At 62.0% G+C, this 20,934-nt stretch carries 22 protein-coding genes; 7 read left to right on the plus strand and 15 right to left on the minus strand.

Features of this window, described 5'->3' with window-relative positions; genetic code table 11:
• Window positions 1–146: 146 nt before the first annotated feature.
• The 4 genes from SPHINGO391_RS16610 to SPHINGO391_RS16625 are packed head-to-tail and all read right to left on the minus strand — an operon-like array spanning window position 147 to window position 3,472.
• The gene (locus SPHINGO391_RS16610) at window positions 147–899 is read right to left on the minus strand and encodes an SDR family NAD(P)-dependent oxidoreductase (RefSeq protein WP_152009874.1); all 753 of its coding nucleotides are present in this window, start codon (window positions 897–899) and stop codon (window positions 147–149) included.
• Entirely contained in the window at window positions 896–1,615 is a 720-nt protein-coding gene (locus SPHINGO391_RS16615) for an SDR family oxidoreductase (protein ID WP_152009875.1), read from the minus strand. The genes SPHINGO391_RS16610 and SPHINGO391_RS16615 overlap by 4 nt, the downstream gene beginning before the upstream one ends.
• Entirely contained in the window at window positions 1,612–2,601 is a 990-nt protein-coding gene (locus SPHINGO391_RS16620) for a bifunctional riboflavin kinase/FAD synthetase (RefSeq protein WP_152009876.1), read from the minus strand. The genes SPHINGO391_RS16615 and SPHINGO391_RS16620 overlap by 4 nt, the downstream gene beginning before the upstream one ends.
• Window positions 2,602–2,623: 22 nt before the next feature.
• Window positions 2,624–3,472 (minus strand): TIGR01459 family HAD-type hydrolase, encoded by an 849-nt coding sequence (locus SPHINGO391_RS16625; RefSeq protein WP_152009877.1) that lies wholly within the window; start codon window positions 3,470–3,472, stop codon window positions 2,624–2,626.
• 246 nt (window positions 3,473–3,718) lie between these two features.
• On the opposite strand from SPHINGO391_RS16625, the gene groES reads away from it, so the two are divergent.
• The 4 genes from groES (at window position 3,719) to SPHINGO391_RS16645 (ending at window position 7,126) form a co-directional block, all read left to right on the plus strand.
• On the plus strand, window positions 3,719–4,015 hold the full coding sequence (groES, locus tag SPHINGO391_RS16630; protein ID WP_152009878.1) for a co-chaperone GroES: 297 nt from the start codon (window positions 3,719–3,721) through the stop codon (window positions 4,013–4,015).
• Between the two features lie 70 nt (window positions 4,016–4,085).
• Window positions 4,086–5,735: a chaperonin GroEL gene (gene groL / locus SPHINGO391_RS16635; RefSeq protein ID WP_152009879.1), complete on the plus strand. Its 1,650-nt coding sequence runs from the start codon at window positions 4,086–4,088 to the stop codon at window positions 5,733–5,735.
• 413 nt (window positions 5,736–6,148) lie between these two features.
• Complete coding sequence (locus SPHINGO391_RS16640) at window positions 6,149–6,595, plus strand: hypothetical protein (RefSeq protein ID WP_152009880.1); 447 nt, start codon at window positions 6,149–6,151, stop codon at window positions 6,593–6,595.
• 147 nt (window positions 6,596–6,742) lie between these two features.
• Window positions 6,743–7,126, plus strand: a complete 384-nt coding sequence (locus SPHINGO391_RS16645) for a DoxX family protein (RefSeq protein ID WP_152009881.1) — start codon at window positions 6,743–6,745, stop codon at window positions 7,124–7,126.
• Between the two features lie 85 nt (window positions 7,127–7,211).
• On the opposite strand, the gene SPHINGO391_RS16650 is transcribed toward SPHINGO391_RS16645, so the two are convergent.
• From SPHINGO391_RS16650 to SPHINGO391_RS16670, 5 genes are all read right to left on the minus strand, one after another.
• Window positions 7,212–7,511 (minus strand): hypothetical protein, encoded by a 300-nt coding sequence (locus SPHINGO391_RS16650; protein ID WP_152009882.1) that lies wholly within the window; start codon window positions 7,509–7,511, stop codon window positions 7,212–7,214.
• Between the two features lie 399 nt (window positions 7,512–7,910).
• Window positions 7,911–8,606: an ATP phosphoribosyltransferase gene (gene hisG, locus SPHINGO391_RS16655; RefSeq protein ID WP_152009883.1), complete on the minus strand. Its 696-nt coding sequence runs from the start codon at window positions 8,604–8,606 to the stop codon at window positions 7,911–7,913.
• Window positions 8,603–9,724: an ATP phosphoribosyltransferase regulatory subunit gene (locus SPHINGO391_RS16660; RefSeq protein WP_152009884.1), complete on the minus strand. Its 1,122-nt coding sequence runs from the start codon at window positions 9,722–9,724 to the stop codon at window positions 8,603–8,605. Before SPHINGO391_RS16660 ends, hisG begins: the two co-directional genes overlap by 4 nt.
• 93 nt (window positions 9,725–9,817) lie before the next feature.
• On the minus strand, window positions 9,818–11,386 hold the full coding sequence (hisS, locus tag SPHINGO391_RS16665; protein WP_152009885.1) for a histidine--tRNA ligase: 1,569 nt from the start codon (window positions 11,384–11,386) through the stop codon (window positions 9,818–9,820).
• 141 nt (window positions 11,387–11,527) lie between these two features.
• Entirely contained in the window at window positions 11,528–12,007 is a 480-nt protein-coding gene (locus tag SPHINGO391_RS16670) for a BA14K family protein (RefSeq protein WP_244615222.1), read from the minus strand.
• Window positions 12,008–12,401: 394 nt separating this feature from the next.
• On the opposite strand from SPHINGO391_RS16670, the gene SPHINGO391_RS16675 reads away from it, so the two are divergent.
• Window positions 12,402–13,328, plus strand: coding sequence for a DMT family transporter (locus SPHINGO391_RS16675; RefSeq protein ID WP_244615223.1), 927 nt, complete (start codon window positions 12,402–12,404; stop codon window positions 13,326–13,328).
• Between the two features lie 2 nt (window positions 13,329–13,330).
• Here SPHINGO391_RS16675 and SPHINGO391_RS16680 read toward each other — a convergent pair whose 3' ends face one another.
• Together SPHINGO391_RS16680 and SPHINGO391_RS16685 are read right to left on the minus strand one after the other, a co-directional pair.
• A complete protein-coding gene (locus SPHINGO391_RS16680) occupies window positions 13,331–13,684 on the minus strand; it encodes a DUF1801 domain-containing protein (protein WP_152009886.1) in 354 nt (117 codons plus the stop codon).
• Complete coding sequence (locus SPHINGO391_RS16685) at window positions 13,681–14,316, minus strand: DNA-3-methyladenine glycosylase I (protein WP_152009887.1); 636 nt, start codon at window positions 14,314–14,316, stop codon at window positions 13,681–13,683. Before SPHINGO391_RS16685 ends, SPHINGO391_RS16680 begins: the two co-directional genes overlap by 4 nt.
• Before the next feature lie 239 nt (window positions 14,317–14,555).
• Between SPHINGO391_RS16685 and SPHINGO391_RS16690 the strand changes: the two genes are divergently transcribed.
• Both SPHINGO391_RS16690 and SPHINGO391_RS16695 read left to right on the plus strand, forming a co-directional pair.
• Window positions 14,556–15,323, plus strand: coding sequence for a L,D-transpeptidase (locus SPHINGO391_RS16690; protein ID WP_152009888.1), 768 nt, complete (start codon window positions 14,556–14,558; stop codon window positions 15,321–15,323).
• Window positions 15,324–15,528: 205 nt separating this feature from the next.
• Window positions 15,529–16,221, plus strand: coding sequence for a L,D-transpeptidase (locus SPHINGO391_RS16695; RefSeq protein ID WP_152011605.1), 693 nt, complete (start codon window positions 15,529–15,531; stop codon window positions 16,219–16,221).
• Between the two features lie 111 nt (window positions 16,222–16,332).
• On the opposite strand, the gene glcF is transcribed toward SPHINGO391_RS16695, so the two are convergent.
• Genes glcF through SPHINGO391_RS16715 form a run of 4 tightly spaced genes read right to left on the minus strand, consistent with a single transcriptional unit; the run spans window position 16,333 to window position 20,855 of the window.
• Entirely contained in the window at window positions 16,333–17,676 is a 1,344-nt protein-coding gene (gene glcF / locus SPHINGO391_RS16700; protein ID WP_152009889.1) for a glycolate oxidase subunit GlcF, read from the minus strand.
• 56 nt (window positions 17,677–17,732) lie between these two features.
• Window positions 17,733–18,110 carry a hypothetical protein gene (locus SPHINGO391_RS16705; protein WP_152009890.1) on the minus strand — a complete coding sequence of 126 codons (378 nt, stop codon included), beginning with the start codon at window positions 18,108–18,110 and terminating at the stop codon, window positions 17,733–17,735.
• Between the two features lie 52 nt (window positions 18,111–18,162).
• A complete protein-coding gene (glcE, locus tag SPHINGO391_RS16710; RefSeq protein WP_152009891.1) occupies window positions 18,163–19,380 on the minus strand; it encodes a glycolate oxidase subunit GlcE in 1,218 nt (405 codons plus the stop codon).
• A complete protein-coding gene (locus tag SPHINGO391_RS16715; RefSeq protein WP_152009892.1) occupies window positions 19,377–20,855 on the minus strand; it encodes an FAD-linked oxidase C-terminal domain-containing protein in 1,479 nt (492 codons plus the stop codon). Before SPHINGO391_RS16715 ends, glcE begins: the two co-directional genes overlap by 4 nt.
• Window positions 20,856–20,934: the final 79 nt, after the last annotated feature.

A 20,934-nucleotide genomic window follows, 5' to 3' on the forward strand; every position in this document is an offset into this window, starting at 1 on the left:
AGCGGGAAACCGGGACCATAATTCGTATCGGCGGAGCGCCTGTGATCGTGACAGCCGTGGTCATGGACCGGGTTCATAATGGTTTTTGGTGCGTGTGAAAAGAAGATTGCGCAAAGCAATCGTTTCGCCTGCCAAATCTTCCGCCGCTATGGCTTCAGCCGGACATAGATCAGCCTGCGCATCACTGCTGTCACCGGTTTTGGAAACACCCTGCCGATCACGGCGACAACACGGTTGCCCGCACCGGGAATCGAGCTCTTCTTGCCCGCCAGCGCATCGGCCAAAATGAGGCGCGCGGCATGGTCCGGGTCCATCCGTTTGCTGTCATCGGCGCCTTCGGGCGAGTGCCGCTCGGCATGATCGGTCTTCAACGGACCAGGGAAAGCGACGGTCAGGGTCACGCCCCTGGAAGCCGCATACTTGCGCATGCTCCTGGCATAGATCGCCAAGGCATCCTTGGAGGCCGCATAGCTCGCCGCTCCCGGATAGCCGGTAAAATACGACAGGGAAGATACGAAGACCATTGCACCGCCGCTGCGGCATGCGTTTGATTCAAGCAAAGCTGCCGCGATGACCATCGGGGCTTCCGTGTTGACGCGCAGAATGTCGATATGGGCGCGCGGGTCCAGGGCCTCGAACTTGCCGGTCGCGTTGATGCCGGCATTCAGGAGAACCAGATCATAAGGCCCGGCGGCGACCAGGTCGGGCAGGACGTCGTCAAGCTCGGTCCGGCTCGCAAGATCGCAGCGGATGAACTGCACAGGTGTCTTGCCGGTCCAGGGCCGATCACGGTCGAGCACCACGATCTCGTAGCCGTTTGCCTGCAACCAGCCTACCGATGCGGCCCCGAGGCCGGCGCTGCCGCCGGTGACAAGAGCGCGTTTGGATGCAGAACTCACAGCCGCCTCCCCGTATAGGCGCCGCCATTGAGGTACTTGACCCAGGACAGGGTGACCGGCGAACGGCGTGCTGCAATGGCCGAGGCCATCATCGCCGCCACATCGTCCGGCGCAAGAAACAGGGCGCGCATGCGGCCGGGATCATATCCGGCCTTGTCGTGCATATCGGTTTTCGCCGGGCCGGGATGCAGCACCTGGACCGAAACATCGCCACTCCACTCGGACCGCAGAGCCCGAGCCAATCCGTGCAATCCGGCCTTGGATGCGGCATAGGCGGGGATGCTGGCCGAGCCCTTGTGCGCCACCGATCCGATCAGACTGAGCGTTCCGCTCGACTTCCTGAGCAATGGATAGAGTGCCTGAGCCTGAAGCATAACCGCCAGAAGGTTGACGTCGAGCGTCCGGCGGATAGCGTCGGTGCTGTCCACGCCACCGACCGCAACAAAGCCGGTGCCGGCATTGAGCACGGCATTATCGAGGCCGTCCCAGCCGAAATCCCGCACACCCCGGACCAGCGCCCGGGCCGACATTTCCGGATCACCGTGATCGGCAACGACATATCCCGCACCGGGGGGCAGTATCCCGGCGACCTCGGTCTGCGACTTGCGGCCCGACAGCAACAATGAGTGGCGGCGGGCCAGCTTCTGGGCGAGCGCCAGCCCCAGGCCGGAATTGCCGCCGGTTATCAGTATGCGGCGCGGTTTGGCGCCGATCATCCGGCCAGCCCGAATGTGATGGCGGCATCGAGCGGCGAGAGAGGTTGCAGCGAACCAAGCACCGCACGGGCTTCGGCTTCATCGATCTTCATCTGCGACACCAGCTGGTCAAGGTCATCGAACTTCTCCTCGCCGCGAAGCCTCGTGACAAACGAGACCGTGCAGGTTTCACCATAGAGGTCGGCGGAAAAATCGAACAGGAATGTTTCAAGCAGCAGCGCCGCGCCATCTTCGGCAACGGTCGGCCGGCGGCCGAAACTCGCCACGCCATCGTGGATGGTTCCTTCGGCGCGGCGGAAGCGAACCGCATAGATGCCCGGCTCGAGCCCGGTTTCAGGCGGCAACGCCATGTTGGCTGTCGGGTATCCCAACGTCCGGCCGAGTTTCTGACCGTGCTGCACCTCGGCCGAGACCGCATAGCGATAGCCGAGCAATCCGTTCGCCCCGGTCACATCGCCAGCCGCCAGCGCCTCCCGGATCCGGCTCGAAGACACGACATCCGCATTTTCATCCTGGAACTGCTCGACCAGGGTGACGCCGAAACCATGCCTGACACCGGCATTCATGAGATAGTCCGGATTGCCTTCGCGGCCCTTGCCGAAATGGAAATCATAACCGGTCACGACATGATGAACACCCAGCCGCTGGCACAGGGTCCGGGTGACGAAGTCTTCGGCACTCTGAGACGAAAACGCCTTGTCGAAACACTGCTCGACAATCGCATCGAAACCGAGATGACCGAGGATCACGGCCTTCATCGGAGCCGGGGTCAGGCGGAACACAGGCTGGTCGGGTCTGAACACGGTGCGCGGATGGGGCTCGAAACTGAGCACGATGGAGGCAACGCCCGCAGCCTTGGAAATCGCCGTGGCGCGCGCCAGCACGGCCTGGTGACCGCGATGGACGCCATCAAAATTGCCGATCGCCACCACGCCGCCTCTGAGCTCGCCTGCGAACGTGTCGACATCATGAAATCGCCGCGCCATTTCCATTCCCGTGCTGCTGTTCTCAGGCAAGCCATTCCATCCAGTAGGCCGGCGCCAATCCCTCTCCCTCGAGGAAGGCCTGCAGCCGTGCCTCATCGGTGGCCCGGCCGTCAAGATAGTGTCGGGCGTGGATACCGCGGGCGATGAAGACAGCTTCGATGCCGTTGTCGAGCGCCCCGCGGATGTCGGTATGGGCTCCGTCGCCAATCGCAAGAACGCGGTTCGGATCCACCTCGCCGCGGATGGTTCGCGCACGCGAAAGGGCTTCCTTGTAAATCGGCGCGTGCGGCTTTCCGGCGATCCTGGTCTCGCCACCAAGCTCCGCGTAGAGATCCGCCAGGGCGCCGGCGCAAGGCACCAGCCGGTCGCCACGCTCAACCACGCGGTCGGGATTGGCACAGATCAGCGGCAGCTCGCGCGCCTTGAAACCTTCAAGCAGGCTGCGGTAGTCCTCGGCCTGCTCTGTTTCATCATCAAAGAGACCGGTACACAAAACCGCCTTGGCAGCGCCTGGTTCAACCAGGTCGACATCAAGGCCGTCGACCAGAGCGATGTCGCGTTCGGGACCGAGAAAATAGATCTGTTGCGGGCCTTCCGTGACCAGTTGGCGCGTGACATCGCCCGATGTGACAATGTCATCCCAGCACTCGGGATCAACCCCGATGGTTTCGAACTGGCGGATCACCCCGCCTGCCGGCCGCGGCGAATTGGTGATGAGAATGACGGTCTGTCCACGCCGCCTGGCGGCCTTCAAGGCTTCAACAGACAACGGAAAGGGGTTGACGCCATTATGGATGACACCCCATACATCGCACAACAAGACGTCGGCGCTGCCGGTCAGCTGATCAAGGTCGGTAATCCTGCGGGCCATGGGCGAACGGTTCCTTTCGGACAAACGATGTCGCGCAGCTTGCCGCCGATTACAAGACCCCGCCGGAAAATTGCCGGACGGACACGAAACATCCAACAGGATTGCTCTCCGATATCTTGACTCTTGGTCGCCGCACCCCTATCTCGGCGTCGTTGGCACTCTCCTCGGGTGAGTGCTAACAGCAACTTCATGAGGCCCATTCGGGGACCTCAGCCGCTTCTGTCATTCGATCAAGGAATTTAGACAATGGCAAAAACCAAGTTCCGTCCGCTCCACGACCGCGTTGTCGTCCGTCGTGTCGAGTCCGAAGAAAAAACAAAAGGCGGGATCATCATTCCGGATACCGCCAAGGAAAAGCCGCAGGAAGGCGAAATCATCGCCGTTGGCTCCGGCAATCGCGACGAGGCCGGCAAGCTGGTGGCGCTCGACGTCAAGGCCGGCGACCGCGTTCTGTTCGGCAAATGGTCCGGCACCGAAATCAAGCTTGATGGCGAAGACCTTCTGATCATGAAGGAAAGCGACATCATGGGCGTCCTCGGCTGAGCCGACATTCTGCCTGAACACATCCACCCTGCCTCAAGACGATGGGCCACAGGCCCGGGAGTTAAGTTAAATGGCTGCTAAAGAAGTTAAATTCGGTCGTACCGCCCGCGAGAAAATGCTCCGCGGCGTCGACATCCTCGCCGATGCGGTGAAGGTAACGCTGGGTCCGAAGGGCCGTAACGTGATCATCGACAAGTCCTTCGGCGCTCCGCGCATCACCAAGGACGGCGTCACCGTCGCCAAGGAAATCGAACTGGAAGACAAGTTCGAAAACATGGGCGCACAGATGGTCCGCGAAGTCGCTTCGAAGACCAACGACATCGCCGGCGACGGCACCACCACTGCAACCGTGCTGGCCCAGTCGATCGTGCGCGAAGGCGGCAAGGCCGTTGCTGCCGGCATGAACCCGATGGATCTGAAGCGCGGCATCGACCTCGCCGTCACAGAGGTCATCGCCAACCTTCAGAAGAAGGCCAAGAAGATCAAGACCTCGTCGGAAGTCGAGCAGGTCGGCACGATCTCGGCCAACGGCGAAAGCCAGATCGGCAAGGACATTGCCGAAGCCATGCAGAAGGTCGGCAACGAAGGTGTCATCACCGTCGAGGAAGCCAAGACCGCTGAAAGCGAACTCGAAGTCGTCGAAGGCATGCAGTTCGACCGCGGCTACCTGTCGCCCTACTTCGTGACCAACCCCGACAAGATGGTTGCCGAACTCGACGACGTCTACATCCTTCTGCATGAGAAGAAGCTCTCGAACCTTCAGGCCATGCTGCCTGTGCTCGAAGCCGTGGTGCAGACTTCCAAGCCGCTTCTTATCATCTCGGAAGACGTTGAGGGCGAAGCCCTTGCAACGCTCGTGGTCAACAAGCTGCGTGGCGGCCTGAAGATTGCGGCCGTCAAGGCTCCGGGTTTCGGCGATCGCCGCAAGGCAATGCTCGAAGACATCGCCATCCTGACCGGCGGCCAGGTGATTTCCGAAGACATCGGCATCAAGCTCGAAAACGTGACCCTGGAAATGCTGGGCCGCGCCAAGAAGGTGTCGATCACCAAGGAAACCACCACCATCGTTGATGGCGCTGGCAAGAAGAAGGAAATCGAAGGCCGGATCACGCAGATCAAGGCTCAGATCGAAGAGACTTCTTCCGACTACGATCGCGAAAAGCTGCAGGAACGCCTGGCCAAGCTCGCTGGTGGCGTTGCCATCATCCGCGTCGGCGGTGCGACCGAGACGGAAGTCAAGGAGCGCAAGGACCGCGTCGACGACGCGCTCAACGCGACCCGCGCTGCCGTGCAGGAAGGCATCGTTGCAGGCGGCGGCACCGCGCTGCTGCGCGCATCCGTTGCGATCACCGTCAAGGGCGCCAACTCCGACCAGGAAGCCGGCATCAACATCATCCGTCGCGCTCTGCAGGCTCCTTGCCGCCAGATCGCAGACAATGCCGGTGATGAGGCTTCGATCGTCGTGGGCAAGATCCTCGACCAGAAGAGCGACACCTACGGCTATAACGCCCAGACCGGTGAATATGGCGACATGATCACCATGGGTATCGTTGACCCGGTCAAGGTTGTCCGTACGGCGCTTCAGGATGCGGCCTCGATCGCCGGCCTTCTGATCACCACCGAAGCCATGATTGCGGAACTTCCGAAGAAGGAAGGTGCTGCTGGCGGTGGCGGCATGCCCGACATGGGCGGAATGGGCGGCATGGGCGGCATGATGTAATAAGGCCAAGGCCTTGTTAATGCCGGTCAGCGCACATTGCGCGACCCAAAGAAAGGGCGGTCTTCGGGCCGTCCTTTTTGCTGTTCAGGGGGCACCAATCGGGCCGATCCACAATTGATGGCCGGTGTTGTTGCAAAATGGACCCGGCGTGGCCTAATATCGCGTTGCATGTTAACTGAAAATCAACGAAAAAATTGATCAAAGAAGACATGGCATTTTGCTCGATGAATGCTTTATCTTGCATTTTCACCAACCCGTACCGGTGGCGATGACTGATCGGCGGACATTTCCGCATAAATGAGTTGCCTTGATCATGGTCTGATTGCAGCCATCGGACTGGGCGGTTTTGAATCCACATCCCGGACAGTCCGGGCAGACAGGCTTGAATCCACTGGGCGTTGCCGAGGTGTACATTGTTCAAAATTGCTAGGGCAGACAGTATTTCAGGAATTGGCGTCCAGCCTCACGGCATTGACGCTCCCGATCTCGATGTGATTTCCCACTATTGCCGTATCGAGCCATTCGAAGCCAACCTGGCGACCGGAACGTTTCAGCTCGGGCCTGCCGCGCGTTATCACCACCAGCTTCCGGAAGAGGGCGAGTTCGGGCTTTACAACCTGGTCAAGTGCTACGACGAAGAGTATCGCAACCATGTACTCGAACTCTATGAACTGGCGGCGATGCGGCCTTCTTCGTTCTGTTTTTCAACCACCATCATTCACGCTGATGGAAGCCAGGTGCCGGTCATGTGCATCGGTGAATCGTCCAACTTCTCGGATGATGGCGATGGCGCAATCAACGGTGTCTTTGTTTTCCCGAAGTTCAAGCTGCTCGATCAGCCACCATTGAACACGCAGTAACTGAACCGCCGGTGACAATCATTCAAGGTCGTCTCCGCCCGGGTTTTCCCGTTTATTTTTGTGAACAATACGTTCATAATTGTTCATCTTTCCGTTCGTCGATGACGCGTATATGGCTCTCTCCAGTTTGAGAAACAGGAGAGTACCATGTCAAACAATCTACAGCTTCTTATCGGCCGTGTGCTGCTGAGCATCATCTTCATCATGGCCGGCGTGAGCAAGCTCGGCAGCGTCGCAGGCACCGCCGGCTACATGGCCAGCATGGGCATCCCGCTGCCTGGCCTCACAGTCTGGCTGGTCATCGCACTCGAGATCGTCGGCGGCATCGCCATCCTGCTGGGCTTCTTTACCCGCTATGCCGCCTGGGCGCTTGCCGCCTTCTGTGTGGCTTCAGGCTATCTCGGCCACTTCCAGCCTGAAGACCAGATGCAGATGACCAGCTTCATGAAGAACCTCGCCATGGCGGGCGGCTTCCTTGCCCTCGCCGCCGCAGGCGCAGGCAGCTTCTCGGTCGACGCACGCCGCAAGTAATCCGGCCGCAGCAAGACGAAATAAACCGATGGACCCGGCGCCTCGACGCGCCGGGTCTTTTTTCATTCCGGGATGTCGGGCCTGGTCAGGCCGGCAGCGACTGCGGAGCCCGGGCCACCAGCCTGGTGATAAGCCAGCCAGACACGACTATGAAGGTCAGGATGACCGCCACTTCAAGGCTGCGCGATGCAAAATACTGCTCGCCGCCCAGCGCCATCATCAGCGGGCCGACGGCGAGGCCGGTGGAGATGATCACCGCCAGCATGGCCGGGACGATCTCACCGCGCAGAATTCTGCTCTGCGGGTTGACGGCGGAAATCCTGGCGAGCACCGCCAGGACGAGCATTGATGAAAGGAACACGATCGAACCGATGGTGAATTCCATGATAAACCCCACAATCCAAAATCATCCCGATGCCTGGGACGAGGCTGAACCGGTGGAGAAGCGGCTTTGTGGTTGGCGGAGCCATTCCGGGGCTGGTCTCCATCAGGAGCCAGGCGCGAAGGACGCGTGCAGGCCGGGTCTTTCCCGGGTGGCCTCAAATTGCCTCAAACCAACGAAAAGACAAGCCACCCCAGGCAGGGTGCGAAAAATAAATTTCAAAATTCCGGGGAAGCCGTGATCCGGTTACGCGCTGCCGGCGTAAACGCTTGTGGGTCGCAGGAAAGTTCCCCCCGATCTGACACCCTGCGACAGACTTGGCCGAAGGGCTCCCGATCCCCTGACGCCACGGCCGCCTCCTCGCGAGGCGGCCTTTCTTTTTTCCCTTCCAGGACGGCGAACTCAGCCTGCCGAGCGCACTGCCTCGATCAGCGCCGCAACGCGGCTGTCATCGTCATGCGCGGTCTTGCGCGCCCTAACAAGGCAGGCTTCCGATCTGAGAATGACCCCGTCCGAAAGAACGCGCAGGTGATTGGCGGTCAGTGTCGAGCCGGTCGAGGTGATGTCGACAATGATATCCGCGGCTCCGGAGGCGGGAGCGCCCTCGGTCGCCCCGAGGCTCTCGACGATCCGGTAGAGCTGAATGCCGTGGCGCGTGGAGAAGAAGTTCTGGGTGAGCCGCCAGTACTTGGTCGCGATCGTCAGCCGCCGGCCATGGCGGCTGCGGAAATCAGCCGCCACATCGCCAAGATCGGCCATACTGTCGACATCCTTCCAGATATCCGGCACGGCAACGACCACATCGGCATTGCCGAAGCCGAGACGGGCGGTGATTTCCACCCGCTCATCGGCACGGGCGAGGCTTTCGCGCACCAGGTCCTCTCCGGTGACGCCAAAATCGACGGCGCCCGCGCCGAGTTCGCGGGCAATCTCGGAAGCCGAGAGGAACGCCACCTCGACATCGTCGATCCCGTCAATCCGGCCGCGGTAGCTGCGGTCATTGCCGATTGCCGACACTGTCAGTCCGGCGCGGGCAAGAGTGGCGATGGCATCATCCTTCATGCGGCCCTTGGAGGGCAGCGCCACGGTCAATGTCATTTGCCGGCCCTCACGGTTTCGATCCGGTCGAGCCAGAGCGAGAAGCCCACGGCGGGGATCGGCTCGCGCGCACCGAGCAGGGTCATCATCCGGTCATAGCGACCGCCGCCGGCGAGAACGAGGTTGTTGCTTCCCGCCGAAACCTCGAAGACGAGGCCAGTATAATAGTCCAGCGGCCGGCCAAAGGCGGCCCGCCAGTGGATGGCGCCAAGATCTTCACCACGCTCGGACAGGGCGTCGAGCCGCGCCTTGAAAGCCTGCTGCGCGCCACTGATATCGAGGCCCGCTTCCCGGGCAAACCCGGCCAGCGCCGATGCGGCGCGATCAAGCGGGACATCAAGAGCCAGGAAGGCCTTCAGCGCATCGAGTGATGCGGCAGACAGCCGGGTGCTGTCGAGCGACTGCTTGCCGATCAGCCGGGCAGCGATCTCGGCCGGGGAGCGGCTGGCATGGGTCGAATAGCCGGTCTCCTGCATCACCTGCTCGATATGCGCCTCAAGGCCCGCGACATCTTCCGTGGCGAGAAAACCGGCCACGGAGGGATCGGGCCGCGCCGCACTGTCGGGACTGGCCAGGCGGGCCATCATTGCTTCAAGCGCCTGCGCGTTGCCAAAGGCGTGGACAAGGCGCTTCTGCCAGCCGGCGGGCAGACCAAGACCGGCGACCACCGCCTCGAACACGGACTGGTCGCCCAGAATGATCGAAAGGTCTGCACCGGGCACGAATTGCGCAATGAGCGCGCGGGCCTCGGACAGCGCCCGGGCATCGGCACGGGCTTCATCGGGTTCACCCAGATCCTCGACACCAGCCTGGTAGAATTCGTTGCCACCTTCGCGGCGCTGGCGGAACACCTGGCCCAGATAGGAGTAACGGCGCGGCGTGGCGACACTCTGAGCGATATGGGCGCTGCACACGGGAATGGTGAATTCCGGCCTGAGACAGAGGCTTTCGCCGGTCTCGCTTTCGGTGAGGAAGATGCGGCGGCGCAGGTCCTCTCCGGCCATGTCGAGAAACGGCTCGGCCGGCTGGATCACCGGGATATCAACGCGCGGCGCCTCAAGCGCTTCGAGCGCGCTTGCGAGACCGGCGGAGAAATCGGGGGCTGCCAGCTGGATCATCGTCCCCCAACCCCGCGCAAACAAGTCCCCTGCCCTACTCCACCCCACAAGGTGGACGGGAATAATGATCGAGCAATGTACCGGGCTTTCACGTCAAATGTCCTGACCATCGGAAGCCTGTTCGGCAAGGACGCGCTGGACCGTGATGACAAGGTCACCCTCGTCGACCAGATGCTCACCGGCCTTGGCCTCGCGCCACTCGGCATTGTCGGTGATGGTTTCGGCGATGCGCTTGCCCTCGATCAGGTCCTTGACGATGAGCTTGCCTTCAGCCTTCTCGTTGCCGCCCTGGATGATGGCGATGGGCGAGCCGCGGCGGTCGGCATAGCGCAGCTGCTTTGGGAAATCCTTGGGGTTGCCTTGGAACAGCTCTACCGGGATGGTCGGGCCGAACGGTTGGTTGTTCGCGTCGACCGGGTTGAGCGCAACGCGCAGTTCCTGCGCCATCCTGGCATAGTCGCCGATGCGGTCGCGGTCCATGATGGTCACCAGGATCGGGCCGGAGGCCGCCTCGCCTGAGAGCTTGCCCAGATTCTTGAGCGCCGTCATCAGGCGCGAGACGCCGATGGAGAAACCGGTTGCGGGGACGGGCTGGCCCATGAAGCGCGAGACCAGCCCGTCATAACGGCCACCGCCGCCGACCGAGCCGAACTGCACCTTCTGGCCCTTCTCGTTGGTGACGTCGAACAGGAGTTCAGCTTCGAAGACCGGGCCGGTGTAGTATTCGAGGCCGCGGACGACGGAGGGGTCGATCTTGATGCGGTCGGGACCGTAGCCGGAGGCAAGCGCCATTTCCGAGATCGAGCGGAGCTCAGAGACTCCAGCAACGACCGTACTGCTGTCGCTGAAGCTGTTTTCCGCAGAAGTCAGCGTTTCATCGACATTGTCACCTTCGGCAATAACCAAGAAATCCAGCAGACGCTTGATTTGTGTTTCATCTAGCCCAGCGCCAGGCGTGAAGTCGCCCTCCCCTTCCTTGCCGCCGTCCCAGCGGCCGGCGCCTAGCAAAAGCTTGACGCCGTCGATGCCGAACTTGTCGAGCTTGTCGATGGCGCGGAGAACGGTGAGGCGGCGAGATGCATTCTCGTCGCCACCAAGCCCGATGGCCTCCATCACCCCGTCGAGCACCTTGCGGTTGTTCACCCGGATCACGTAGTCGCCGGGCGGGATGCCAAGCGCTTCCATGGTGTCGGCCATCATCATGCACATCTCGGCGTCGGCCTGGACACCCGGCGCGCCGACGATGTCGGCATCGAACTGCATGAACTGGCGGAACCGGCCCGGGCCGGGCTTTTCGTTGCGGAACACCCATCCGGCGCGATAGGTGCGGTAGGGCAGCTGGATGTCGTTGAAATTCTCGGCGACGTGACGCGCCAGCGGCGCGGTCAGGTCATAGCGCAGCGAGAGCCATTGCTCGTCATCGTCCTGAAACGAAAAGACACCCTCGTTGGGCCGGTCCTGGTCGGGCAGGAACTTGCCCAGAGCGTCGGTGTATTCGACAAAGGGCGTTTCCACCGGCTCGAAACCGAAGCGCTCGTAGACCAGCCTGATCTTGGCCATCATCTCGTCGGTGGCGCGGATATCGGCCGACGAGCGATCCGGAAAACCGCGCGCCAGGCGTGCCTTGAGTTTCTGGGGCTTCTTTTGCTTCTTGTCGGACATGAAAAAGGGCCTGCGGCAGGAGAAACGACTTGTTGCGCTTCTCCTAACCGACAGGCCCTTTTGCTGCAAGGCTTGGGTGCTCCAGCTCAGGCAGGCCGATGGTCAGACCACCGGCCGCCCGGGCCGGAACGCTTGGGCCGATCAATAGTAAGGCGAGCGGCATTCGCGGCGTGGGCCGTGATAGGGCTGGAACGTGTTGGTCCGCTGGTCATAGGATCGGTATTTGTTGTGGCACCAGCGAACATGCTGCGGGTTGGTATAGCCCGGGCGGACGCCGACACTGCCGCGGTTGTTGCCGCCGATGATCACGCCAAATGAAAAGGCGGACGGCGGGAACCAGTAACCGTTGTAGTGGCGATAGCCATGGCGCTTGTGGCGATAGCCGCGATGACCGTTGTAATAGCCGCGCTTGTTGTGGCGGTAAAAACCGCGCCTCTTGTCACGGTGCCTTTCACGAAAATCGCGGCGGTGCCTTTCACGGTACTGAACCTCAACCAGGCCGGAAGAGCCCGTAATCTCGACAGCCGGCTTCTGTACGATCATCGGCGCAGCGCCCGCTGGTGCGAAAGCTGCCAGGCAAAACGACGCCGTTACAATGGATTTCATCAAACTACTAAACATTCCACACTCCTCATGCAGGATTACAAAATGGCCCTTCACGCTTTCAACGCGGTGACCGGGTGATGGTTCCTTGGGCAGATGGCGATGCGCCTGACTGCGAACCGTCGCTGACCCAGAGTGTCGTGGTGCCGGGGCAAGCCGGACTTGAACAAACCGGCGCGAAATCGGCCCGGTCTCTCAGGGCCTTGCGATGCCCGTCCCCTGTTGGTTCAGGCTACATCGGGGAGAAGCTTGGCGCGCCAGGCTTGAACTCCCGCTGAACCGTCCGTTCATCCGACATTCAGAAAGGGCGGGCAGAAAGGGCGGGCAGAAAGGGCGGGCACGCAGCGCGGTACATCCTGTCTGTGGAAATCACACGGCAAGATCGACAGGCGGTGGCAATCGGGCGATAGGTATGTCGTCGCCCTCCCGGGCCTCTCACGAAAGCGGTTCGTTCTTGCGCCTCATTCTGCTCACCAGCCTGACCATGATCGCGTTTGCCGCCAACTCGGTGCTTGGGCGCATGGCGATTGCGCCGGGGCCCTTCGGATCGGGCGGTCTGCCGCTGATCGACCCGGCAAGCTATTCGGCGGTGCGGCTCGGCAGCGGCGCCGTCATGCTGGCGCTACTGGTCGCGGTTACCGGCACAGGCGCACGCCGCTGGCCGCGCCTCCAGTCAGGCTCCTGGGCCTCCGCGTTCGCCCTGTTTGCCTATGCGGTGGCGTTTTCCTACGCCTACGTGGCGCTCGATACCGGGATTGGCGCGCTGATCCTGTTTGCGTGCGTGCAGGCGACGATGATCGGCTGGAGCCTGAAGGAGGGCGACCGGCCCTCGCTGCTCGAATGGCTGGGCCTGATCGTGGCCTTCGGCGCGTTCATCTGGCTGGTGTCGCCGGGCCTGTCCGCGCCGGATCCGCTGGCGGCAGCGGCAATGGCTGCGTCGGGAATTGCCTGGGGCGCCTATTCGCTCAGGGGGCGCGGGCTGCCGGACCCGCTGAAGGCGACGGCCGACAACTTCATGCGCTCGGTCGCCTTCATCATCCCGCTCTTTGGCCTTGTGCTGGTAACGCAATTGCCGGTGCATGCCAGCGCCAAGGGGGTGATGCTGGCCATTGCCTCCGGCGCGGTCACCTCGGGCCTGGGCTACGCGCTGTGGTACCGCGTGCTCAAGCGGATCGGCGCAACCCAGGGCGCGATCGTGCAACTGACCGTGCCGGTGATCGCTGCAATCGGCGGCACGCTGTTCCTGGACGAAGGCTGGACGGTGAGACTGGCCGTCTCATCGCTGCTGATCCTGGGCGGCGTGGCGCTGGCGACCATGGCCAAGCAGAGGCGACTTTGAAGTCAGATCCGTTTCATGCGCTTGCGCAGCTTGTAGGTCAGCGCCAGCGCGATGCAGTGCTTGAGTGCTTCGCGGTCGGCATCGATGCCTGGTGAGAGCACGATGGCGCGGTTGCCTTCATAGGTCAGGGCATCGGGATAGAGCCCGCGGAACTCATCAACCAGATTTGTGTGGCAGATGAACATCAGCGCGAGCTCGCCATCCGGACGCGGCGCGATCCGGACCGAGCTGCCAACGTTGCGTTTGAGCGGCGTGAAGCTCTGCTCTCCCCATTTGAGGCTTTCCTCCAGCGGCCCGATTTCGGGCGTGGCTTCGGCAACCTGATGGATGAGCGTCTTGAGATCCTCAGGCGTCATGCCGGGCGCACCAGAGCGCCGCGCAGCGCCTCGACATCCTGACGGCAGCAGCAACCCTCGAGGTGATCATTGACCAGACCCATGGCCTGCATGAAGGCATAGACGGTTGTCGGGCCGACAAAGCTCCAGCCGCGCTTCTTCAGATCCTTCGAGATCCGGGTTGATACCGCCGTAGTCGGGTTTGCCGTCAGGGTGGCATAGTCGACCGTTCCGGGCCGCTCGTCCGGACCGGGTTCATGGGCCCAGAAATAGGCGGCGAGCGAGCCGAACTCCTCGACCATCTCAATGGCGCGGCCCGCATTGTTGATGGTCGAGACGATCTTTCCGCGATGGCGGATGATGCCCTTGTCGGCCACCAGCCGCTCGACGTCGGCCGCATCAAAGCGGGCGACCTTGTGGAAATCAAACCCGGCAAAGGCGGCGCGGAAATTCTCGCGCTTGCGCAGGATCGTCAGCCAGGACAGGCCCGACTGAAAACCTTCGAGGCAGATCTTTTCGAACAGGCGGATATCGTCGGTTACCGGCCGGCCCCATTCGTGATCGTGATAGGCTAGGTAGTCGGGCAGATTGCCCGGCCAGAAGCAGCGCGTACGGCCATCCTCGCCGGTGATCAGGCCGTTTTCATGCGCCATGGAACCGCTCGTCGTCATGGTTAATCGGGAATCGGGTGCAATTAAGCGGTCGTTCACCGCGTTTGGCAAGACGGCGATAACCCTAAGGAGAGGTTTCGGGTGTTGCAGGCCTTTTATCGAGCTGGATTCACCAATTGATTCCACCCCTGCCGCAGCATGGATCCTGGAAGACAGGGCCATCGGCACAGCACGCGTGATGGCAGCTGTCGTGATCAGACGAAAGGTATTTGGTGCGTCCGATGAAACAACTTGCTCTCTTTCTCATGTCCGGTGCGGTGCTCGGCCTTGCCGCATTTTCAGTGCCGGCCAGCGCCGGTGACCGCTACGGCCAGCGGCCGCCGGTGGTTCTCAGCCCCGACCTGACAGCCCCTTGGGTGATGCAATTGCGCGGCCAGGCAGCGCCGCGCGGCGGCGTCGTCTACCGGACCAAGCCGCGGGCCGTGCGCGCGCTGGCGCCGCAAACGCGAGCGCTGAATTCTCAACGCCGCCAGGTGACCAATGTCGCGCTTGCCGCGCCGCGGGTGAAGGCCGCGCCGACCCGCCAGATCGAGGATCGCTTCCTGCCGCAGACAGTTGCCTACACCGGCAACCAGAAGCCCGGCACGATCATCATCAACACCAGCGAACGGCACCTTTACTACGTCATGGGCGATGGCCAGGCGCGGCGCTACGGCGTCGGTGTCGGCAAGGAAGGCCATGCCTGGAGCGGCACGGAGAAGATCACCCGCAAAGCCGAATGGCCGGACTGGCGTCCGCCTGCCGAAATGATCAAGCGGGTGCGCGAGAAGGAAGGCCGGATCCTGCCGGCGCACATGAAAGGCGGGCCGGAAAACCCGCTCGGCGCCCGGGCGCTCTATCTCGGCTCGACGCTCTACCGAATCCACGGCACCAACCAGCCCTGGACCATCGGAAAAGCCGTTTCCTCCGGCTGCATCCGGATGCGCAATGAAGACGTCACGGATCTTTACGAACGGGCAAAGATCGGTGCCAAGGTGATTGTGATGTAACTGCAGAGCACTGCTTTCGGACTACTGACAAGGACCGGTTCGGGCCCGCTCCCGGACCGGTTTTTTGTTTCCCCGATCACAAACACGTTATGACTTTGCTCGCGCGGGCGGTTGATCCCCACAAAATCAATGGTACCTTTTGTAACAAGGCCGAAGCAGCCAAGAGGGGAAAAGGGCTATGACAACCAGGGTATCACGACGTTTCATGCTGACCGCCGGCGCCAGCGCGCTGATGGTCGCTCCTTTTGCACAGGGAGCTGCCGCGTTCCCACGCCTGGCTGCACCCGCGTCCGTGGAGGCCGGATCAGATGACGGCTTTCCGCTGGTCGAGGTCTCGACGTCGAAAAAGCCCAAGCCGGAATTCATGCGCAAGAAGGTGCGCCTCGTCACCAGCGAGAAGCCCGGCACCATCATCATCGATACCAGCACCAAGTATCTCTACTATGTCGAGGGCAACAACCGCGCGACCCGCTACGGGGTTGGCGTTGGCCGGGAAGGCTTCGGCTGGTCTGGAACGGTGAAGGTGGGACGCAAGGCCGAATGGCCGGACTGGCGTCCGCCGGCAACCATGATCGCGCGGGAGCGCAGGAAGGGCCGGATCATCCCGACCTACATGAAGGGTGGGCCCAACAATCCACTCGGGGCCCGCGCGCTATATCTCTACAAGGGCGGCCGCGACACCATCTTCCGCATCCATGGCACCAACCAGCCCTGGACCATCGGCCAGAACATGTCGTCGGGCTGCATCCGGATGATGAACAAGGATGTCGAGCATCTCTACAAGCGGGCCGGCGTTGGCTCCAAGGTCATCGTCATCGGCCCCAACGGCAGGGGTGCCGAAAAGCTCTATACCGATCGCGGCATGGATCTTCTGGGAACCCTCTTCGGCGGCGGCTGACCGCGCGGAATTGCCCTTGGCAAGGCCTGGAATACAGAACGCGGCGCTTCAATAGCGCCGCCTTTTCTCTTGGCGGACAACGTTTCCGCCTGACAGCAACAGGGTAGCGCTTTATTCGGCAGCGACCAATGGTGCCGACTTCGCCCGATCGATATCGGGCAGGCCCGCCGGCTTTTCTCCACCATAGACCCAGTCGAGCAACTCCACCGTGTGGATGATCGGGATATCGGTTCCACCGGCGATCTGGGTCATGCAGCCGATATTGCCGGTGGCGATCAGATCCGGCTTTGTCCGCTCGATGTTCCTGACCTTGCGGTCGCGCAGCGTCCGGGCGATCTCGGGCTGCATGATGTTGTAGGTGCCGGCTGAACCGCAGCAGAGATGGCCCTCGGGCGGGTCCTTGACGGTAAAACCGGCCGCCTTCAAGAGCGCCTTGGGCTGGGTGGTGATCTTCTGGCCGTGCTGCATCGAACAGGCCGAGTGATAAGCCACGATCATGCTGGCGCCGTTGACCGGTGCGGGCATCTCGATGCCGGCCAGATATTCGGTGATATCCTTGGCAAGCTCGGAGACTCGCTTGGCCTTCTCCGCGTAAGCCGGGTCCTCGCGCAGCATGTAGCCATAATCCTTGATCGTCGTGCCGCAGCCCGAGGCGGTGATGATGATGGCGTCGAGCCCGCCATTGTCTATTGCGCGGGTCCAGGCGTCGACATTGTTGCGCGCCGCATCAAGCGCATCGTGCTCGCGGCCCATGTGATGGACCAGCGCGCCGCAGCAGCCCTCGCCTTCGGGCACCACCACCTCGACACCGATACGGTTGAGCAGCCTGACGGTTGCCTCGTTGATGCCGGGCTTGAGCACCGGCTGGGCGCAGCCGGTCAGGATCGCGACACGGCCACGCTTCTGACCTTGCGCCGGATGGGCGCCGGGTCTGGCAACATCGGATTGCGCCGGGACAGAGGACGGCGCGAGCTCGAGCATCGCTGCCATTGGCTTGAGGCCCGGTAACGCCCTGAACAGCGGCGCGAAGGGCCGGCCAATCCGGGCTGCATAGAGCGAGGCGCGGAAGCGCCCCGGATAGGGCAGCACCATCGCCAGCAGTCCGCGGATGATGCGGTTCATCAGCGGCCGCTTGTAGGTCTTCTCGATATGGGCCCGGGCATGGTCGACCAGGTGCATATAGTTGACGCCGGAGGGGCATGTGGTCATGCAGGCGAGGCACGACAGGCAGCGGTCGATATGGGTGACCACCTGCTTGTCGGCGGGGCGGTTGTTCTCGAGCATGTCCTTGATCAGGTAGATCCGGCCGCGCGGGCTGTCGAGTTCATTGCCAAGCGTGACATAGGTCGGGCAGGTGGCGGTGCAGAAACCGCAATGGACACATTTTCTCAGAATCTTCTCGGATTCGGCGACACCGGGATCAGTCAGCTGCTCGGCGGTAAAATTGGTCTGCATGTCGCGGTTTCCTTGGAACTTTCAGAAATTGTGCCGCCTCTTGCGACAGGTATCCGTCAAAGCAGCCAGCTTTGGGGATTGTCGATGGGCTCGTTGCGTCCGAGTTTCTGCAGCCCGACGACTGTGCGGATGACGATCCAGAGCGCGACCAGCAACATGGTCAGCATGCCGATCATGACAATCATCAGCAGCATGCTGACAAAGGCGCCAAGAAGGCCGAGCCAGAAGGTACGGATCGCCCAGGTGTAGTGGCTTTCGAGCCAGGCTTCGGACTTGCCGCGATTGAGATGGGCCAACACGATGCCCACAATGCCGGAAATCCCGATGACGAAACTGACAAGATAGAGAATGTAAATGACCTGCAGGTTGGTCTTGCCGGGCTCAAGCCAGCGGTCGGTCTGACGAGTTTCAGGGGCTTGGTCGTGATTGCTCATTTCGCGCTCCTTGTTCTGTCGAGGTCTGCATTTCCAAGAGGCTGCAATTCTATCACATTCCGGCCGTCATGCGTCCCGGGTTGAGTACGCCAGCGGGATCGAACTGATCCTTGATGCGACGAGCCAGGGCCTCAAGCGGTTTGGGTTGCGGCTCGAACACCGCGACAGACGCGCGGGTCGCGGCGTCGGCCCGAACCAGGGTGGCGTGTCCGCCCCCCAGTGCCTTGATGTACTGGCGGATCAGTCCGGCTTCCGGATCCGCTTCCATGCGCAGCCAGACCAGCCCGCCCTGCCAGTCGTAGAAGGCATCAACGCCAGTCTTGAGCCGCAAGGCCGCGACAAGCTGATGGCCGGCAGACGGAGCGACCGACACCCGCCATACAGGCTTCATGCTGCCGTCGACAAAGGGCGTGACATCGCGGATGTCGCGCCAGAGGCCAGCCGAAACGTCGCCGTCCAGCACGGATACCGTGCCCCGACGGCCCATTTCGGCGACCAGACGCCCGGTGCGAACCTCGACCGAAGGAACCAGCCCCTCGAGCCGCAGAACGGTTGCCGGGCCTCCCTTGAGACTGCCGCCGGCAAACCTGGCAATAACGCTTTCGGGCAAGTGCGCCGCACCGGAAACCTCGACCGACATCGCCAGTGCTGCCGCCATGGCTTCGGCGGCTTCGGCATCGTTGAGGCCCGATACCGCGATTGTGACGGCGGTTTCGGGTCGCGGCAGCACCTTGAATATGACTTCGCTCAGAACCCCGAGCGTCCCCCAGGAGCCGGCCATCAGCTTGACCAGATCAAGTCCTGTGACATTCTTCATCACCCGGCCGCCGCTTTTGACGATTTCGCCGGAGCCGTTGACGAAGCGGACACCGAGAAGATTGTCGCGCGCCGCGCCGGCGGAAATCCGCCGCGGGCCTGAGACGTTACCGGCAAAGACGCCGCCGATGGTCGGCTCGCCGACGGCACCCAGAAGCGGGCGGTGATCCATCGGCTCGAAGGTGAGCATCTGGTTGTTTTCCGCCAGCGCTGCCTCGATCTCCGCGAGTGGTGTGCCAGCGCGGGCCGCCATCACCAGCTCGGAAGGGTCGTAATTGGTGATGCCACTCAATTTGGCCACCGACAAAACAGAGGCGGATTGCACCGGCCGCCCCACATCCAACCGTGTGCCGCCTCCCCTCACCTCGATGGGACGGTTCGCCTTGCCCGCCTCGACGACGATGCGGGCAATTGCTTCCTCGCTCTCGGGATACTGGATATCGAGCGCGCTCATGCTGCTGTCCTGTCGTCGGCGCTCTGGTTGCCCGGCTGCGAACCGTTCCTGCCATCGAGTGGAAACACCTTGGAAGGATTGAGGATCCATTTCGGATCGAATGCGGCGCGTACCCGCATCTGCTGGGCCAGATCGGCGTCGGAATACTGGTGGCGCATGAGGTCGCGCTTCTCGATGCCGACGCCATGCTCACCTGTCAGGCAGCCGCCGGCGTCGACGCAGAGCTTGAGAATATCGTTGCCGGCCATTTCCGCCTTCATGCTCTCATCCGGATCATTGGCGTCAAACAGGATGAGCGGGTGCATGTTGCCGTCGCCGGCATGAAACACATTGGCGACCCGCAGGCCGTAGCGGTCGATGATCTCGCTGGTTTTTTCCAGCACGTGCGACAATTGCCCGAGCGGCACGGTGCCGTCCATGCAGATGTAATCGGCGATGCGGCCGGTGGCACCGAAGGCCGATTTGCGACCTTTCCAGATCAGCGCCGCTTCGGTGGCGGACTGGCTCTCCCGGATGGTCTTGACGCCGTGCCTGCGGGCGATCTCGATTATGCGCTCGAGCATGGCATCCATCTCCGCGTCAGAGCCCTCGACCTCGACGATCAAGAGCGCCTCGACATCCATAGGATAACCGGCCTGGGCAAAGGCCTCGCAGATCTCGATGGCGGGCTTGTCCATGAATTCGATGGCAACCGGTATGATGCCTGCGCCGATGATGTCGGTCACGCAGGCACCCGCGGCAACGGAGCTTTCGAAGCCGAACAGCACCGGACGGGCGCCCTCGGGCTTGGCGATCAGCCGGACGGTGGCCTCGGTGACGATGCCCAACTGACCTTCGGATCCGCAGATCAGCCCGAGCAGGTCGTAGCCTGCCGCATCGAGTGCCTTGCCGCCGATTTCGACGACGGAGCCGTCGAACATGACCATCTTGACGCCAAGGAGGTTGTTGGTGGTGACGCCGTATTTGAGACAGTGGGCTCCGCCCGAATTCATGCCGATGTTGCCGCCGATGGTGCAGGCCAGCTGCGAGCTGGGGTCGGGCGCGTAGAAGAAGCCGTCCGCATCGACCGCCTGGCTGATGGAGATATTGGTGACGCCCGCCTGGACCACGGCGGCACGGTTGGGGAAATCGACCTCGAGAATGCGATTGAGCTTGGAGACGCCGATGACGATCGCATCTTCCTGAGGGATCGCGCCACCGGAGAGCGATGTGCCGGCCCCGCGCGGAATGACAGGGATCGAGTTTCCGTTGCAGTATTTCAGCACGGCGGCGACCTGGGCCGTGGTTTCGGGTAGAACAACTGCGAGCGGCATGCGCCGGTAGGAGACGAAGGCATCGGTGTCAAACGGCACCAGCTCCCTCTCATCGGTTATCAGGCAGCTGTCAGGGAGCAGGCCCGCGAGATCGGCAATGATTGCCGGACGGCGATCCAGAATCGCACGATCAGGCTCCAAAAAGGCAATCAACTCTGACATGGCTTCCTCCCTACCGTCTCAAGACAGTGTAGAAGTCCCGCATCCGGACCTCAACTGGTATTTTTTGTTTACCACTTAA

It is taken from the genome of Hoeflea sp. EC-HK425, assembly GCF_902498795.1.
Lineage (GTDB): Bacteria > Pseudomonadota > Alphaproteobacteria > Rhizobiales > Rhizobiaceae > Hoeflea > Hoeflea alexandrii.

What these genes read in the sequence shown, in the direction of transcription:
- SPHINGO391_RS16615 (WP_152009875.1), bottom strand. Translation starts at nt 1,615, where the DNA reads ATGATCGGCGCCAAACCGCGCCGCATACTGATAACCGGCGGCAATTCC.
- SPHINGO391_RS16620 (WP_152009876.1), bottom strand. Translation starts at nt 2,601, where the DNA reads ATGGCGCGGCGATTTCATGATGTCGACACGTTCGCAGGCGAGCTCAGA.
- SPHINGO391_RS16625 (WP_152009877.1), bottom strand. Translation starts at nt 3,472, where the DNA reads ATGGCCCGCAGGATTACCGACCTTGATCAGCTGACCGGCAGCGCCGAC.
- groES (WP_152009878.1), top strand. Translation starts at nt 3,719, where the DNA reads ATGGCAAAAACCAAGTTCCGTCCGCTCCACGACCGCGTTGTCGTCCGT.
- groL (WP_152009879.1), top strand. Translation starts at nt 4,086, where the DNA reads ATGGCTGCTAAAGAAGTTAAATTCGGTCGTACCGCCCGCGAGAAAATG.
- SPHINGO391_RS16645 (WP_152009881.1), top strand. Translation starts at nt 6,743, where the DNA reads ATGTCAAACAATCTACAGCTTCTTATCGGCCGTGTGCTGCTGAGCATC.
- SPHINGO391_RS16650 (WP_152009882.1), bottom strand. Translation starts at nt 7,511, where the DNA reads ATGGAATTCACCATCGGTTCGATCGTGTTCCTTTCATCAATGCTCGTC.
- hisG (WP_152009883.1), bottom strand. Translation starts at nt 8,606, where the DNA reads ATGACATTGACCGTGGCGCTGCCCTCCAAGGGCCGCATGAAGGATGAT.
- SPHINGO391_RS16660 (WP_152009884.1), bottom strand. Translation starts at nt 9,724, where the DNA reads ATGATCCAGCTGGCAGCCCCCGATTTCTCCGCCGGTCTCGCAAGCGCG.
- hisS (WP_152009885.1), bottom strand. Translation starts at nt 11,386, where the DNA reads ATGTCCGACAAGAAGCAAAAGAAGCCCCAGAAACTCAAGGCACGCCTG.
- SPHINGO391_RS16670 (WP_244615222.1), bottom strand. Translation starts at nt 12,007, where the DNA reads ATGTTTAGTAGTTTGATGAAATCCATTGTAACGGCGTCGTTTTGCCTG.
- SPHINGO391_RS16675 (WP_244615223.1), top strand. Translation starts at nt 12,402, where the DNA reads ATGTCGTCGCCCTCCCGGGCCTCTCACGAAAGCGGTTCGTTCTTGCGC.
- SPHINGO391_RS16680 (WP_152009886.1), bottom strand. Translation starts at nt 13,684, where the DNA reads ATGACGCCTGAGGATCTCAAGACGCTCATCCATCAGGTTGCCGAAGCC.
- SPHINGO391_RS16685 (WP_152009887.1), bottom strand. Translation starts at nt 14,316, where the DNA reads ATGGCGCATGAAAACGGCCTGATCACCGGCGAGGATGGCCGTACGCGC.
- SPHINGO391_RS16690 (WP_152009888.1), top strand. Translation starts at nt 14,556, where the DNA reads ATGAAACAACTTGCTCTCTTTCTCATGTCCGGTGCGGTGCTCGGCCTT.
- SPHINGO391_RS16695 (WP_152011605.1), top strand. Translation starts at nt 15,529, where the DNA reads ATGCTGACCGCCGGCGCCAGCGCGCTGATGGTCGCTCCTTTTGCACAG.
- glcF (WP_152009889.1), bottom strand. Translation starts at nt 17,676, where the DNA reads ATGCAGACCAATTTTACCGCCGAGCAGCTGACTGATCCCGGTGTCGCC.
- SPHINGO391_RS16705 (WP_152009890.1), bottom strand. Translation starts at nt 18,110, where the DNA reads ATGAGCAATCACGACCAAGCCCCTGAAACTCGTCAGACCGACCGCTGG.
- glcE (WP_152009891.1), bottom strand. Translation starts at nt 19,380, where the DNA reads ATGAGCGCGCTCGATATCCAGTATCCCGAGAGCGAGGAAGCAATTGCC.
- SPHINGO391_RS16715 (WP_152009892.1), bottom strand. Translation starts at nt 20,855, where the DNA reads ATGTCAGAGTTGATTGCCTTTTTGGAGCCTGATCGTGCGATTCTGGAT.